The organism is Georgenia phoenicis (assembly GCF_047302425.1).
Classification (GTDB): domain Bacteria; phylum Actinomycetota; class Actinomycetes; order Actinomycetales; family Actinomycetaceae; genus Oceanitalea.
In genome coordinates this window covers 742,317-754,877 of record NZ_CP154855.1, presented here as the reverse complement: position 1 = coordinate 754,877, position 12,561 = coordinate 742,317, and the positions used below count along the sequence as shown (strand labels likewise).

Annotated in this window: 12 protein-coding genes; all 12 read right to left on the bottom strand. The window is 71.3% G+C overall.

Annotated features, from left to right (window positions below; all coding sequences use genetic code 11):
- Window positions 1-9 precede the first annotated feature (9 nt).
- Entirely contained in the window at window positions 10-309 is a 300-nt protein-coding gene (gene nuoK, locus AA0005_RS03770; RefSeq protein ID WP_110852499.1) for an NADH-quinone oxidoreductase subunit NuoK, read from the bottom strand.
- Window positions 306-1,271, bottom strand: a complete 966-nt coding sequence (locus tag AA0005_RS03765) for an NADH-quinone oxidoreductase subunit J (RefSeq protein ID WP_413452091.1) — start codon at window positions 1,269-1,271, stop codon at window positions 306-308. Before AA0005_RS03765 ends, nuoK begins: the two co-directional genes overlap by 4 nt.
- Window positions 1,272-1,279: 8 nt before the next feature.
- Complete coding sequence (gene nuoI / locus AA0005_RS03760) at window positions 1,280-2,005, bottom strand: NADH-quinone oxidoreductase subunit NuoI (RefSeq protein ID WP_413452090.1); 726 nt, start codon at window positions 2,003-2,005, stop codon at window positions 1,280-1,282.
- Entirely contained in the window at window positions 1,998-3,371 is a 1,374-nt protein-coding gene (gene nuoH / locus AA0005_RS03755; protein WP_413452089.1) for an NADH-quinone oxidoreductase subunit NuoH, read from the bottom strand. The genes nuoI and nuoH overlap by 8 nt, the downstream gene beginning before the upstream one ends.
- Window positions 3,368-6,001, bottom strand: a complete 2,634-nt coding sequence (locus tag AA0005_RS03750) for an NADH-quinone oxidoreductase subunit G (protein ID WP_413452088.1) — start codon at window positions 5,999-6,001, stop codon at window positions 3,368-3,370. The genes nuoH and AA0005_RS03750 overlap by 4 nt, the downstream gene beginning before the upstream one ends.
- The gene (nuoF, locus tag AA0005_RS03745) at window positions 5,998-7,311 is read right to left on the bottom strand and encodes an NADH-quinone oxidoreductase subunit NuoF (protein ID WP_413452087.1); all 1,314 of its coding nucleotides are present in this window, start codon (window positions 7,309-7,311) and stop codon (window positions 5,998-6,000) included. Before nuoF ends, AA0005_RS03750 begins: the two co-directional genes overlap by 4 nt.
- Window positions 7,308-8,120: an NADH-quinone oxidoreductase subunit NuoE gene (gene nuoE, locus AA0005_RS03740; RefSeq protein WP_413452086.1), complete on the bottom strand. Its 813-nt coding sequence runs from the start codon at window positions 8,118-8,120 to the stop codon at window positions 7,308-7,310. Before nuoE ends, nuoF begins: the two co-directional genes overlap by 4 nt.
- Window positions 8,120-9,463, bottom strand: coding sequence for an NADH-quinone oxidoreductase subunit D (locus tag AA0005_RS03735; protein WP_413452085.1), 1,344 nt, complete (start codon window positions 9,461-9,463; stop codon window positions 8,120-8,122). Before AA0005_RS03735 ends, nuoE begins: the two co-directional genes overlap by 1 nt.
- Window positions 9,463-10,269: an NADH-quinone oxidoreductase subunit C gene (locus AA0005_RS03730; RefSeq protein WP_413452084.1), complete on the bottom strand. Its 807-nt coding sequence runs from the start codon at window positions 10,267-10,269 to the stop codon at window positions 9,463-9,465. Before AA0005_RS03730 ends, AA0005_RS03735 begins: the two co-directional genes overlap by 1 nt.
- Window positions 10,266-10,820: a NuoB/complex I 20 kDa subunit family protein gene (locus AA0005_RS03725; protein ID WP_110852491.1), complete on the bottom strand. Its 555-nt coding sequence runs from the start codon at window positions 10,818-10,820 to the stop codon at window positions 10,266-10,268. The genes AA0005_RS03730 and AA0005_RS03725 overlap by 4 nt, the downstream gene beginning before the upstream one ends.
- A 10-nt stretch (window positions 10,821-10,830) precedes the next feature.
- Window positions 10,831-11,190 (bottom strand): NADH-quinone oxidoreductase subunit A, encoded by a 360-nt coding sequence (locus tag AA0005_RS03720; protein WP_413452083.1) that lies wholly within the window; start codon window positions 11,188-11,190, stop codon window positions 10,831-10,833.
- Window positions 11,191-11,260: 70 nt separating this feature from the next.
- Entirely contained in the window at window positions 11,261-12,553 is a 1,293-nt protein-coding gene (locus tag AA0005_RS03715; protein ID WP_413452082.1) for a geranylgeranyl reductase family protein, read from the bottom strand.
- Window positions 12,554-12,561: the final 8 nt, after the last annotated feature.

The following is a 12,561-nucleotide window of genomic DNA, read 5'->3' as shown; positions in this document are numbered from 1 at the left end:
TGCTCCCCGTCAGTTCTTGAGCAGGTTGACGTCGTCGATGGACGCCGACCGGCGGGTTCGGAAGATGGAGACGACGATCGCCAGGCCGATGACGACCTCAGCGGCGGCGACGAGCATGACGAAGAAGGCGAGGACCTCGCCGTGCAGGTTGCCGTGCCACCGGGCGAAGGTGATGAGCGTGAGGTTCGCGGCGTTGAGCATGAGCTCGACCCCCATGAGGGCGATGATGCTGTTGCGCCGCAGCAGGACCGCGACCGCCCCGATGGAGAAGAGGATCCCGGACAGGACCAGGTAGTTGACCAGGCTCATCGCTGCTCCTCCTGCTGGTCCGTCACGTGCGCTCGCTTCGTCGGGGTGTCCTCGGTGCTCTGGCTCGTGGGCACCTCACCGTCGACGGTCTCCGTCCCGGGCGCCGGCGTCGTGCCGGGCATCCCGGGCATGCCGGACTGGGTGACGCTGCGCGCCCCCATGTCCCCGGGGTGGGAGCTGGTGGACGTCGCGAGCTGCGCGGCGAGCTCGGGGCTGACCGAGGCGATGCTCCGCTGCTGGCCGCGGATGCGCAGCACCCGGGGCACGGACTCGTCGATCGGCTTGCCGTCCGCGCCGAGCGCGGGGACGTCGGCGGCGTTGTGCCGCGCGTAGACACCGGGCGCGGGCAGGCTGCGGATGCGCCCGCCCTCGGCGGCGAAGGCCGCCATCTTGGCGTCGACGACGTCGCGCTGGGTGGCCTTCTTCCGCAGCCGCTCGGCGCGGGTGAGGACGACGGCGCCGACGGCGGCGGTCACCAGCAGGACGCCGGAGACCTCCATCGCCACGACGTAGTCGGAGAAGAGCAGCCGGGCCACGCCCACCGGGTTGGTGTCGGCGTTGGCCGCCTCGAGGCCGCGGGGAGCGGGCATCGTGGCCCGCAGGCCGACCGCCGCGACGAGCGCGACGAGCCCGGCGCCGGCGAGGACGCCGATCCAGCGCTGGCCCTTGAGGGTCTCGACGACCGAGTCGGAGGCGTCCACGCCGACGAGCATGAGGACGAAGAGGAAGAGCATCATGATCGCGCCGGTGTAGACGACGATCTGCGCGACCCCGAGGAACAGCGCCTCCTGGACGATGTAGAAGCCGGCCAGGGAGATCATGACGAAGACGACACACATGGCGGCGTACATCGCCTTGCGGGCGAAGAGCAGGCCCAGGGCCGCGAGCACCGCGAGCGGCGCGACGATCCAGAAGAAGACCTGCTCCCCCGTGCTCGTGACGCCGGTCTCGGCCAGGGTCATGGGGAGGATCATGCGGAGGCCCCCTCGACCGGGCGGGCGGTCTGCAGGCTCTCGTCCTCGGGGCGGTTCTCCCGCACCCACTCGACCTGGGCCTGGGTCGGTCCGGTGACCTCACCGCGATAGTAGGTGTCGTCGTCGGCGCCCTCGACCATGGGGTGGGGCGGGGCGAGCATGCCCGGCATGAGCGGCGCGAGGAGGTCCTGCTTCTCGTAGATCATGCCCTCACGCGTGGGGCCGGTGAGCTCGTAGTCGTTGCCCATCGTCAGCGCGCGGGTGGGGCAGGCCTCGATGCAGAACCCGCAGAAGATGCAGCGCAGGTAGTTGATCTGGTAGACGCGGCCGTATCGCTCACCCGGGGAGTACTGCGCGTCCGGGGAGTTGTTGGCGCCCTCGACGAGGATGGCGTCCGCCGGGCAGGCCCAGGCGCACAGCTCGCAGCCGATGCACTTCTCCAGGCCGTCCGCGTAGCGGTTGAGCTGGTGGCGGCCGTGGTAGCGCGGCTGCGTCGGCACCTTCTCGAAGGGGTACTGCTCGGTGACCGTGGGACGGAACATCGAGGAGAAGGTGACGCCGAAGCCGGCGACGGGCGCGAGGAGCTCGCCGATGGGGCCCTTCTTGTCGGGCTGGTAGTCCATCGGGAGGCGCTTGCCGACCTCCCCCCGGCGCTTGGAGGGCTTGGCGAGCTGCTTGCGCAGGTTCTCCTTGCCCGGCTCGTGGTCCTGCCGCTTACTCATCGGTGGCCTCCTGTGCGGGTGCCGACTTGGTCTGGGTGGCGGTGCCGGCCTGCTGGAGGCGGCGCCGCGGGGACGGCGGGAGCTGCTGGCCCGGCATCGGCGGCACGGGGAAGCCGCCGGCGAAGGCGTCGAACTCGGAGTCGACGACGACGCCGTCGGCGCCCGCGGGGGCCGCCTGCTCGCCGTCGGGATCCTTCTTCTTCTCCGGCCACACGAGGCTGAGGACGAGGACGACGACGAGGAAGCCGGCGAGGACGAACAGCAGGGTGCGCAGGTCGACGTCACCGAACTGCAGCAGTCCCTGGACGACGGCGACGGCGACGAGCCAGACGAGCGCGGCGGGGATGAGGATCTTCCAGCCGAGGTTCATGAACTGGTCGTAGCGGAAGCGCAGGAGCGTGCCGCGCAGCCAGAACATGAAGAACATGACGAGCCAGATCTTGGCGACCATCCACAGGACGGGCCACCAGCCCTCGTTGAACATGCCGTCGTTGATCGCCGACAGCGGCCACGGCGCCCGCCAGCCACCGAGGAACAGCGTGGCCGCGATGGCCGAGACGTTGAGCATGTTGACGTACTCGGCGAGGAAGAACCAGGCGAACTTCATCGAGGAGTACTCGACCATGTGGCCGGCGACGAGCTCGCCCTCGGCCTCGGGCAGGTCGAAGGGCAAGCGGTTGACCTCGCCGACCATCGACACGAGGTAGATGAGGAACGCGGGCAGCAGGATGATCGCCCACCACACGCGGGTCTGGGAGTCGACGATCTGCGAGGTCGAGGCCGAGCCGGAGATGAGGAAGACCGACACGAGGGCCAGCGCCATCGCGAGCTCGTAGGAGATGACCTGTGCGGAGGAACGCACGGCACCGAGGAGCGGGAAGGTCGAGTTCGAGGACCAGCCGCCGAGGACGATGCCGTACACGCCCAGCGCGGTGATGCCGAGGATGTAGAGCACCGACACCGAGGAGTCGGCGAGCTGCAGCGGGGTCTCGACCCCGAAGATCGACACCTCGGGTCCGAAGGGGATGACCGCGTAGATGAGGAAGGCGCACAGCGCGGCGATGAAGGGCGCCAGCAGGTAGACGAAGCGGTCGGCTCCCTTGAGGTTGATGTCCTCCTTGAGGAGCAGCTTCATCGCGTCGGCGGTGGACTGGAGCAGACCCATGGGGCCGTGCACGTTGGGTCCGGGGCGCGTCTGCATGCGGCCGAGGATCTTGCGCTCGGCCCAGATGGCGATGAGCACGAAGACCAGCAGCATGACGAGGATCGCCACCGCCTTGATCACCCAGATCCACCAGGTGTCGTTGCTGAAGTCGGCGGTGGGGGCGGCCGAGGGGTCGCTGACCACCATGGGCGCGAACATCATCGCGTCACCTCCAGGTCGACGAGGGAGCCGGCGCCCGCGCCGAGCATCTCGTGCACGTGGGAGCCCGGGGAGTTCTCCGGGACCCAGACGACGTCGTCGGACATCGTCGTGACGGCCAGCGGCAGGGTGATGCTACCGGCCGGGCCGCGGACCGTGACCGCGGCGCCGTCGACGGCGCCGAGCCGGGCCGCGCGGGCCGCGGAGAGGCGGACCACCGGGCGGTGGGCCGTCCCCGCGAGGTGCGGCTCGCCGTCCTGGCCACGGCCGGCGTCGAGCTGGAGCTTCCACGTGGCCAGGACCGCCTGCTCCTGCCCGACGGCGGGCGCCGCCGGGGCGCTGACCGCGGTGGCGGCCGGTGCCTGCGCGGGCTGCCAGCCGGAGAGCTCGGTGAGCTGGGCGTGGACCTCGGCGAGGGTGTCGCAGCCCAGGCTCGTGCCCATCTCGGCCGCGAGGGCGTCGAGGACACGCTGGTCGGGCATGTGGTGGGAGACGAGCACCTGGCCGAAGGGCCGGCGCCGGCCCTCCCAGTTGACGAAGGTGCCGCCCTTCTCGACCGGCGGGGCGACCGGCAGCACGACGTCGGCGTGCTCGGTGACCTCGCTGCGGCGCACCTCGAGCTGGACGACGAACCCGGCGGCGGCCAGCGCGCGGCGCGCGAGCTCGGGGTCGGGCAGGTCGCGCACCTCGACGCCACCGACGAGGAGCCCGCCGAGGCTCCCGGCCGCGGCGTCCGCGAGGATCGCGGGCAGGTCGCGTCCCGCGGCGGAGGGCAGGCGGTCCACGCCCCAGGCGGCCGCGGTGTCCACGCGGGCCTCGGCGTCGGACACGTGCCGGCCACCGGGCAGCAGGCCCGGGAGCAGACCGGCCTCGACGGCCCCGCGCTCACCGGCGCGGCGCGGCACCCACGCGAGGCGGGCGCCGGTGCGGTCGGCGAGGCGCTCGACGGCGGTGAGCACGCCGGGCAGCGCGCCGGCCCGCTCGCCGACGAGGATGACGGTGTTCGGCTGCGCCAGCGCCTCGGCGACCGTCGCGAGGGCGACGTCCGCGGAGTCGGGCGTGATGCCGTCCAGGACGGCCGGCTCGGCGCCGGGCACGGTGGGCAGCAGCGAGGCGCGCAGCTTCGTCGTGCCGCGGGTCGCGAAGGGCGCGACGGTGGTCACCGAGACGGTGCCGGCGAGCACGCCCTTGCGCAGCCGCAGGAAGATCGTGCCGCTCTCCTCCTCGGGCTCGAGGCCGACGAGCAGAACGTGCCCGGCGTGCTCGAGGGCGGAGAAGGTGACGTCCATCGGGGCGCCGGCGACTCGGCGCGCGAGGAAGTCGGCCTCCTCGGCGGAGGACGGGCGCGCGCGGTGGTCGACGTCGTTGGTCCCCAGCACGGTGCGCGCGAAGCGCGACCAGGCGTAGGAGTCCTCGAGGGTGAGGCGGCCGCCGGGCAGGACGCCGACGCCGCCGTTCTCGCGGGCGCGCTCGAGGCCGCGGGCGGCCAGGTGCAGCGCCTCGGACCAGCTCGTCTCGACGAGCTCGCCGGTCTCCTCGTCACGCACGAGCGGGTACTCGAGGCGGTCGGCGGCAGACTGCCAGGTGAAGGCGAAGCGGTCCTTGTCGGTGATCCACTCCTCGTTGACGTCGTAGTCCTCACCGGCCAGCCGGCGCACGACGACGCCGCGGCGGTGGTCGACGCGGATGGCCGAGCCACCGGCGTCGTGCTCGGCGACGGACTCCGTGGAGACGAGGTCGAAGGGGCGCGCGCGGAAGCGGTACGTCGCGGACGTCAGCGCACCGACCGGGCAGATCTGGATCGTGTTGCCCGAGAAGTACGAGGAGAAGGGACGGCCGGTCGTGTCGGTCTCCGCGACGCCGATCGGGCCGGCGGAGAGCCCGACGAGGACGCCCGGCTCCCCCTCGACCGGGCCGCTGAGGCCGCGGTCGGAGCTGCGGGGGGCCTCCCCGCCCTCGTAGGCGAAGTCGAGGACGTCGGCGTCGAAGGTGCCGATCTGCGAGCCGTGCGTCGCGTGGACGTCGCGGCCCGGGGTGCCGCCGCCACGGCCCTGGAGCGCGATGAAGGGGTCACCGGCGATCTGGTCGGAGAAGCGGGTGCAGCGCTGGCACAGGATGCAGCGGTCGCGGTCGAGCAGGATCTCGCTGGAGATCTTCAGCGGCTTGGGGAAGGTCCGCTTGATGTCGACGAAGCGGCTGGTCGCCCGGCCGTTGGTCATCGCCTGGTTCTGCAGCGGGCACTCGCCGCCCTTGTCGCAGACGGGGCAGTCGAGCGGGTGGTTGATGAGCAGGAACTCGATCATCCCGTGCTGCGCCTTGTCGGCGACGGCGGAGGTGTGCTGGGTGTTGACGACCATGCCGGGGGTGGCCTCGAGCGTGCACGAGGTCTGCGGCTTGGGCATCGGGCGGAGGTTGCCCTCGCGGTCCGGGGTGGCGACCTCGACGAGGCACTGGCGGCAGGCGCCGGCCGGCTTGAGCAGCGGGTGGTCGCAGAAGCGCGGGATCTGGATCCCGACCTGCTCCGCCGCACGGATGACGAGCGTGCCCTTGGGGACCTCGACCTCGACCCCGTCGATCGTGACGGTGAGGAGGTTCTCGACCGCCTTCGCGGGACTGGGCGTCGTCGTCGTCATCGGGCACCTACTTCGGAGAACACGGCCGAGGCCTCGTACGGGAAGAGCTCCGCGGCGGGGGTGTGGGTGCCCGCCTCGAACTCGGAGCGGAAGTGCTTGATGCCGCTCTGGATCGGGACGGCCGAGGCGTCACCGAGGGCACAGAAGGAGCGCCCGGCGATGTTCGCCGACACGTCGAGCAGCAGGTCGATGTCGGTGGGCAGGCCCTTGCCGGCCTCGAGCCGGTGCATGACCTGCTTCATCCAGTACGTGCCCTCGCGGCAGGGGGTGCACTTGCCACAGGACTCGTGCTGGTAGAAGTCCGTCCAGCGGGACACGACGCGGACCACCGAGACGGTCTCGTCGAAGACCATGAGGGAGCGGGTGCCGAGCATGGAGCCGGCCGCGCCCACGGACTCGTAGTCGAGGGGCACGTCGAGGTGCTCCTCGGTGAGGATGGGGCTCGACGAGCCACCGGGGGTCCAGAACTTCAGCCGGTGGCCGGCGCGGATCCCGCCGGCCATGTCGATGAGCTCGCGCATCGTGATGCCGAGCGGCGCCTCGTACTGCCCGGGCCGGGCGACGTGCCCGGACAGGGAGAACAGGCCATGGCCCGCGGACTTCTCGGTGCCCATCGAGGTGAACCAGTCGGTGCCCTCGCGCAGGATGCCGGGGACCGAGGCGATCGACTCGACGTTGTTGACGACAGTGGGCCGGGCGTAGAGGCCGGCGACCGCCGGGAACGGGGGCTTGAGGCGCGGCTGGCCGCGGCGTCCCTCGAGGGAGTCGAGCAGCGCCGTCTCCTCACCGCAGATGTAGGCGCCGGCGCCGGCGTGGACGGTGATCTCCAGGCTGTAGTCGCCGTTCGGGCCGAGGTTGGTGCCGATGAGGCCGGCCTCGCGGGCCTCACGGACCGCTGCCAGGAGGCGGCGGTACACGTGGACGACCTCGCCGCGCAGGTAGATGAAGGCGTGGTTGCCGCCGATGGCGTAGGACGTGATCGCGACGCCCTCGATGAGGGCGTGCGGGTTGGCCATCATGAGCGGGACGTCCTTGCAGGCGCCCGGCTCGGACTCGTCGGCGTTGACGACGAGGTAGCGGGGGCCGCCGTCGGGAGCCGGGAGGAAGGACCACTTGAGGCCGGTGGGGAAGCCGGCGCCGCCGCGGCCGCGCAGGCCCGAGGCCTTGACGGTCTCGACGACGTCGCCCGGCGCCATGTCCATGGCGGTGGCGAGGGCCTGGTACCCACCGCGGGAGCGGTAGGTCTCCAGGCTCCAGGGGCGCTCGGCGTCCCAGATGTCCGACAGGATCGGAGTCAGCTGCGTGCTCACTGCTTGCCCTCCTCGGCCGTGGCGCCCTCGCCGGCCGGGCCTCGCTTGCCCGCCGGGTCGGTGTCGTCGGGGGTGGTCGGCGGGCGCTCGGCGCTGCCGTAGGGGTTGGGGACCGTGCCGCCCTCGACGGCGGCGCCGTCCTGGTCACCGGAGGGGGCGGCCCAGCCGCGCTCGCGGGCCAGGCCCAGGCCGGCGAGGGTCGCCGGACCGGCGGCGACGCCCTCGTCCGCGCGGCCGTCCTCGAAGCCGGCGAGGACGTGGGAGATCTCCTTGAAGGTGCCGACGGTGGCCGCCCCGCGGGTGGGGGTGACCGGGCGGCCGGCGCGCAGCTCGTCGACGAGCTCGATCGCCGACGTCGGGGTCTGGTTGTCGAAGAACTCCCAGTTGACGACGACGACGGGCGCGTAGTCGCAGGCCGCGTTGCACTCGACCTGCTCGAGGGTGATGACGCCGTCCTCGGTGGTCTCGTCGTGGCCGATGCCGAGGTGCTCGGAGACCTTCTCGTAGATGATGTCGCCGCCCATGACGGCGCACAGCGCGTTGGTGCAGACCCCGACCGTGTACTGGCCGTTGGGGTGGCGCTTGTACTGGGTGTAGAAGGTCGCGACGGCGGAGACCTCGGCGCGGGTGAGGCCGAGGATCTCGGCGCACAGCGCGATGCCGCGGGCGCTGACGTAGCCGTCCTCGGACTGGACGAGGTGGAGCATCGGCAGCAGGGCCGAGCGGGCCTGCGGGTAGCGGGAGATGATCTGCGCCGCTTCGCCGCGCAGCCGCTCCTCGGCCTCCGGTGCGTACGTGGTGACGCTCATCAGCGGTCCACCCCTCCCAGGACAGGGTCGATCGAGGCCAGCGTGACGACGACGTCGGCGAGCTGGCCGCCCTCGCTCATGATCGACGTCGACTGCAGGTTGGAGAAGGACGGGTCACGGAAGTGCGCCCGGTAGGGCCGCGTGCCGCCGTCGGAGACGAGGTGGACGCCCAGGACGCCACGCGGGTGCTCGACGGTCTGGTACACCTGCCCGGCCGGGACCCGGAAGCCCTCGGTGACGAGCTTGAAGTGGTGGATGAGCGACTCCATCGAGGTGCCCATGATCTCGCGGATGTGCTCCAGCGAGTTGCCCTGGCCGTCGCTGCCGATCGACAGCTGCGCGGGCCAGGCGACCTTCTTGTCCGCGACCATGACCGGCCCGGGCGTGGCCTCGAGGCGCTCGAGGACCTGGTCGATGATCTTCATCGACTCGTAGCACTCGGCCCAGCGGACCTTGACGCGCCCGAAGGCGTCGCAGCTGTCGTCGGTGATGACGTCGAAGTCGTAGGTCTCGTAGCCGCAGTAGGGCGCGATGCGGCGCATGTCCAGCGGGTAGCCGGAGGCGCGCAGCGCGGGGCCGGTGAGGCCCAGGGCCAGGCCCGCGGCGAGCGAGATGTACCCGACGTCCTCGTGGCGCAGCTTGTAGATGGGGTTGGCCATCGTGAGGTCCTGCAGCTCACCGATGTCGCGGCGCACCTTGGGGAGCAGCTCGCGGACCATCTCGACGGTGTCGGCGGGGATGTCCTGCGCGACGCCGCCGGGGCGGATGTAGGCGTGGTTCATCCGCAGGCCGGTGATGTGCTCGAGGATCCGTAGGATCTCCTCGCGGGCGCGGAAGCCGATCGTCATCATCGTCGTGGCGCCGAGCTCGTTACCGGCGGTCGCGATCGCGACGATGTGCGAGGCGATGCGGTTGAGCTCCATGACGAGGACGCGGATGAGCGTCGCGCGCGCCGGGATCTCGTCGGTGATGCCGAGGAGCTTCTCCACACCGAGGCAGTAGGCCGCCTCCTGGAACAGCGGGGCGACGTAGTCCATGCGCGTGCAGAACGTCACGCCCTGGGACCAGTTGCGGTACTCCATGTTCTTCTCGATACCGGTGTGGAGGTACCCGGTACCGACGCGCAGCTCGTTGACCGTCTCGCCCTCGATGTCAAGGATGAGCCGGAGCACGCCGTGGGTGGAGGGGTGCACCGGGCCCATGTTGACGACGATGCGCTCCTCGCCCAGGCGCTCGGCCTCGGCGGCGATGGACGCCCAGTCACCGCCGTCGGCGGTGAACTCGGGGCCGGTCTGCGAGTCGAGCGCAGGCCCGGTGGCGTGCAGGTTGGTGTGCTCGGCCATCAGCTGTAAGACCTCCGGGTGTCGGGCGGCGGGATCGTCCCGCCCTTGTACTCGACCGGGATCCCGCCCAGCGGGTAGTCCTTGCGCTGCGGGTGACCGACCCAGTCGTCGGGCAGCGCGGTGCGGGCGAGGGAGGGGTGGCCGTCGAAGACGATCCCCATGAGGTCCCAGGTCTCCCGCTCGTGCCAGTCGTTGCCCGGGTAGATGTCGACGATCGTCGGCACGTGGGGGTCGGCGTCGGCGACGGCGACCTCCAGGCGCAGCTGGCGGCTGTGGGTGAGGGAGATGAGGTGGTAGACGGCGTGGAGCTCGCGGTCGACGTCGGCCGGGAAGTGGACGCCGGAGACGCCCATGCACAGCTCGAAGCGCAGGTCCTGGTCGTCGCGCAGCCACTGGGCGACCTGGCGCAGGTGCTCGCGGGCGAGGAAGAGGGTCAGCTCGCCGCGGTCGACGACGACCTTCTCGATGGCGGTGTCGGGGTCGATGCCCTCGCCCTCGAGGAGCTCGACGAGGATGTCGACGACCTCGTCGAACCAGCTGCCGTAGGGCCGCTCGGCGGCGGGCGGCATCGCGACGGTCGCGACGAGCCCACCGAAGCCGGAGGTGTCACCGCTGCCGTGCACGCCGAACATGCCGCGGCGCACGTCGACGACCTCGAGCTCGCGGCGTCCGCCGACGGGGCCGGCGGGGATGTTCTGGCCGGCGGCCTCGAGGGCCGCCTCGGTGGTCGACTGCGCGCCCGTCGTGCCGTGCCCCGGCTTGACGACGTCGGCGGCGGACTTCTTCTCGTCCTCGCGCTCGCTCACGCCAGCAGCCCCTTCATCTGGTGGGTGGGAGTGGCGGCGAGGGCCGCCTCCTCCGCCGCACGCGCGACGGCCTCACGGTTGGCACCGAGGGGCTCGTGCTTGACCTGGTCGTGCAGCGCCATGATCGCGTTGATGAGCATCTCCGGGCGCGGCGGGCAGCCGGGCAGGTAGATGTCCACGGGCACGAGGTGGTCGACGCCCTGGATGATCGCGTAGTTGTTGAACATGCCGCCGCTGGAGGCGCACACGCCCATCGAGATGACCCACTTGGGGTCCGACATCTGGTCGTAGATCTGCCGGACGACGGGCGCCATCTTCTGGCTGACGCGGCCCGAGACGATCATGAGGTCGGCGTGGCGCGGGGAGGCGCGGAACACCTCCATGCCGAAGCGGGAGATGTCGAAGCGGGGCGTGCCCGCAGCCATCATCTCGATGGCGCAGCACGCCAGGCCCATGGTGACCGGCCACATCGACCCCTTGCGGGCCAGACCGACGGCCTTCTCCACGGTCGTGAGCATGAACCCCGCGGGGAGCTTCTCTTCCAGACCCATGTTGTCCTCCTCAGTCCCACTCAAGGGCGCCGCGCCGCCACTCGTAGGCGAAAGGCACGGTGATGATGGCGATGAACGCGAGCGCGGCGATGAGGCCGAAGGCAGCCAGCTCGCTGAAGGCGATGGCCCACGGCACGAGGAAGATGACCTCGACGTCGAAGACGATGAAGGTCATCGCCACGAGGTAGTACTTGATCGGGAAGCGGCCGGCGCCCGTGGCGCGCGGCGTGGCCTCCACACCGCACTCGTAGTTGGCGACCTTGACCCGGTTGTAGCGCCGGGGCCCGATGACCGCGCTCGCCGCGAGGCCACCGATCGCCAGGGCGGCGGCTGCTGCCGCCATGACGAGGATCGGGACGAAGGGGTTCATCGTGCCTCCGTGGTTGCTCGGTGTGCGGTGGGCGTGGCCCGCCGGCTGCTGGGGTGTCCGTCTCGTTGGCTCACGACGCGGGCACCGCCCTGCTCAGGGCCGCGATGAGCCTATCCATCCAGTCCCCGTCCCGGCGGTCGAAGCCGTCGGACAGGAGCTTCATGACGAAGCGCATGAGGACGGGACGCGGCAGGCCGTACTTCACGCAGGCCCGCATGATCTCGGGCCGCTCGATGAGGCGGGCGAAGACCTGGCCCATCGTGAAGTAGCCGCCGAGCTCGTCGGCGAGGATGGCGGGGTAGGTGCGCAGCGCCTTCTCCATGGCGTAGGGCGTCGTGCGCGCCAGGGCCTGGGAGACGACGTCTGCCGCGATCCGGCCGGACTGCATCGCGTAGGCGATGCCCTCACCGTTGAACGGGGAGACCATGCCGCCGGAGTCACCGACGAGGAGCATCCCCTGGGAGTAGTGCGGCTTGCGGTTGAAGGCCATGGGCAGGGCGGCGCTGCGCAGCTCGCCCACCTGGTTCTCGGGCGTGAACTCCCACTCGGCCGGCGCGTTGCGCATCCACGTGGCGAACAGCGCCTTGTAGTCGAGCTTCGTGGGCTTGGCGGTGGAGCTGAGCGAGCCGAGGCCCACGTTGACCGTGCCGTCGCCCAGGGCGAAGATCCAGCCGTAGCCGGGCATGAGGTTCGACTTGCCGGGCTCGCCGTCCCACAGCTCCAGGTGCGACTCCATCATCGGGTCGTCGTGGCGCGGGCTCTTGAAGTAGGTGCGGATCGCCACGCCCATGGGGCGGTTGTCGTTCTTCTCGATCCCCATCGTCGTGGCGAGGCGGGCCGAGACCCCGCCGGCGTCGACGACGATGCGGGCGCGGTAGGTGCGCTCCTCCCCCGTCCGCCGGCCCGTGGCGTCGACCGAGCGGGTGGTGACGCCGAGGATGCGGCCCGAGCGCTCGTGGCGGACGGGGCCGGTGACGGCCACGCCCTCGAGGAGGCGGGCGCCGCTGGCGACCGCGTGGCGCGCGAGGGTCTCGTCGAGGTTCATCCGCGAGCGCGCGAGGCCGTAGGAGGGCATCTCCGCGAGCTCGGGCCACGGGATCTCGATGCGGTGCCCGGCGCCATAGGTGCGCAGGCCCCAGTTGCGGATCCAGCCGTCGGACTCCTCCGTGGGCACGCCCATCCGGATGAGCTCGGCGACGGCGCGCGGGGTGAGGCCGTCGCCGCAGATCTTGTCGCGCGGGAAGGTGGCCTTCTCCAGGAGGAGGACGTCCAGCCCCGTGAGGGCGAGGTAGTGGGCGGTGGCGGAGCCCGCGGGACCTGCACCGACAACGATGACGTCTGCGTCATCGTGGGCTGCGCGCACGTCACCTC

What these genes read in the sequence shown, in the direction of transcription:
- nuoK (WP_110852499.1), bottom strand. Translation starts at nt 309, where the DNA reads ATGAGCCTGGTCAACTACCTGGTCCTGTCCGGGATCCTCTTCTCCATC.
- AA0005_RS03765 (WP_413452091.1), bottom strand. Translation starts at nt 1,271, where the DNA reads ATGACCCTGGCCGAGACCGGCGTCACGAGCACGGGGGAGCAGGTCTTC.
- nuoI (WP_413452090.1), bottom strand. Translation starts at nt 2,005, where the DNA reads ATGAGTAAGCGGCAGGACCACGAGCCGGGCAAGGAGAACCTGCGCAAG.
- nuoH (WP_413452089.1), bottom strand. Translation starts at nt 3,371, where the DNA reads ATGATGTTCGCGCCCATGGTGGTCAGCGACCCCTCGGCCGCCCCCACC.
- AA0005_RS03750 (WP_413452088.1), bottom strand. Translation starts at nt 6,001, where the DNA reads ATGACGACGACGACGCCCAGTCCCGCGAAGGCGGTCGAGAACCTCCTC.
- nuoE (WP_413452086.1), bottom strand. Translation starts at nt 8,120, where the DNA reads ATGAGCGTCACCACGTACGCACCGGAGGCCGAGGAGCGGCTGCGCGGC.
- AA0005_RS03735 (WP_413452085.1), bottom strand. Translation starts at nt 9,463, where the DNA reads ATGGCCGAGCACACCAACCTGCACGCCACCGGGCCTGCGCTCGACTCG.
- AA0005_RS03725 (WP_110852491.1), bottom strand. Translation starts at nt 10,820, where the DNA reads ATGGGTCTGGAAGAGAAGCTCCCCGCGGGGTTCATGCTCACGACCGTG.
- AA0005_RS03720 (WP_413452083.1), bottom strand. Translation starts at nt 11,190, where the DNA reads ATGAACCCCTTCGTCCCGATCCTCGTCATGGCGGCAGCAGCCGCCGCC.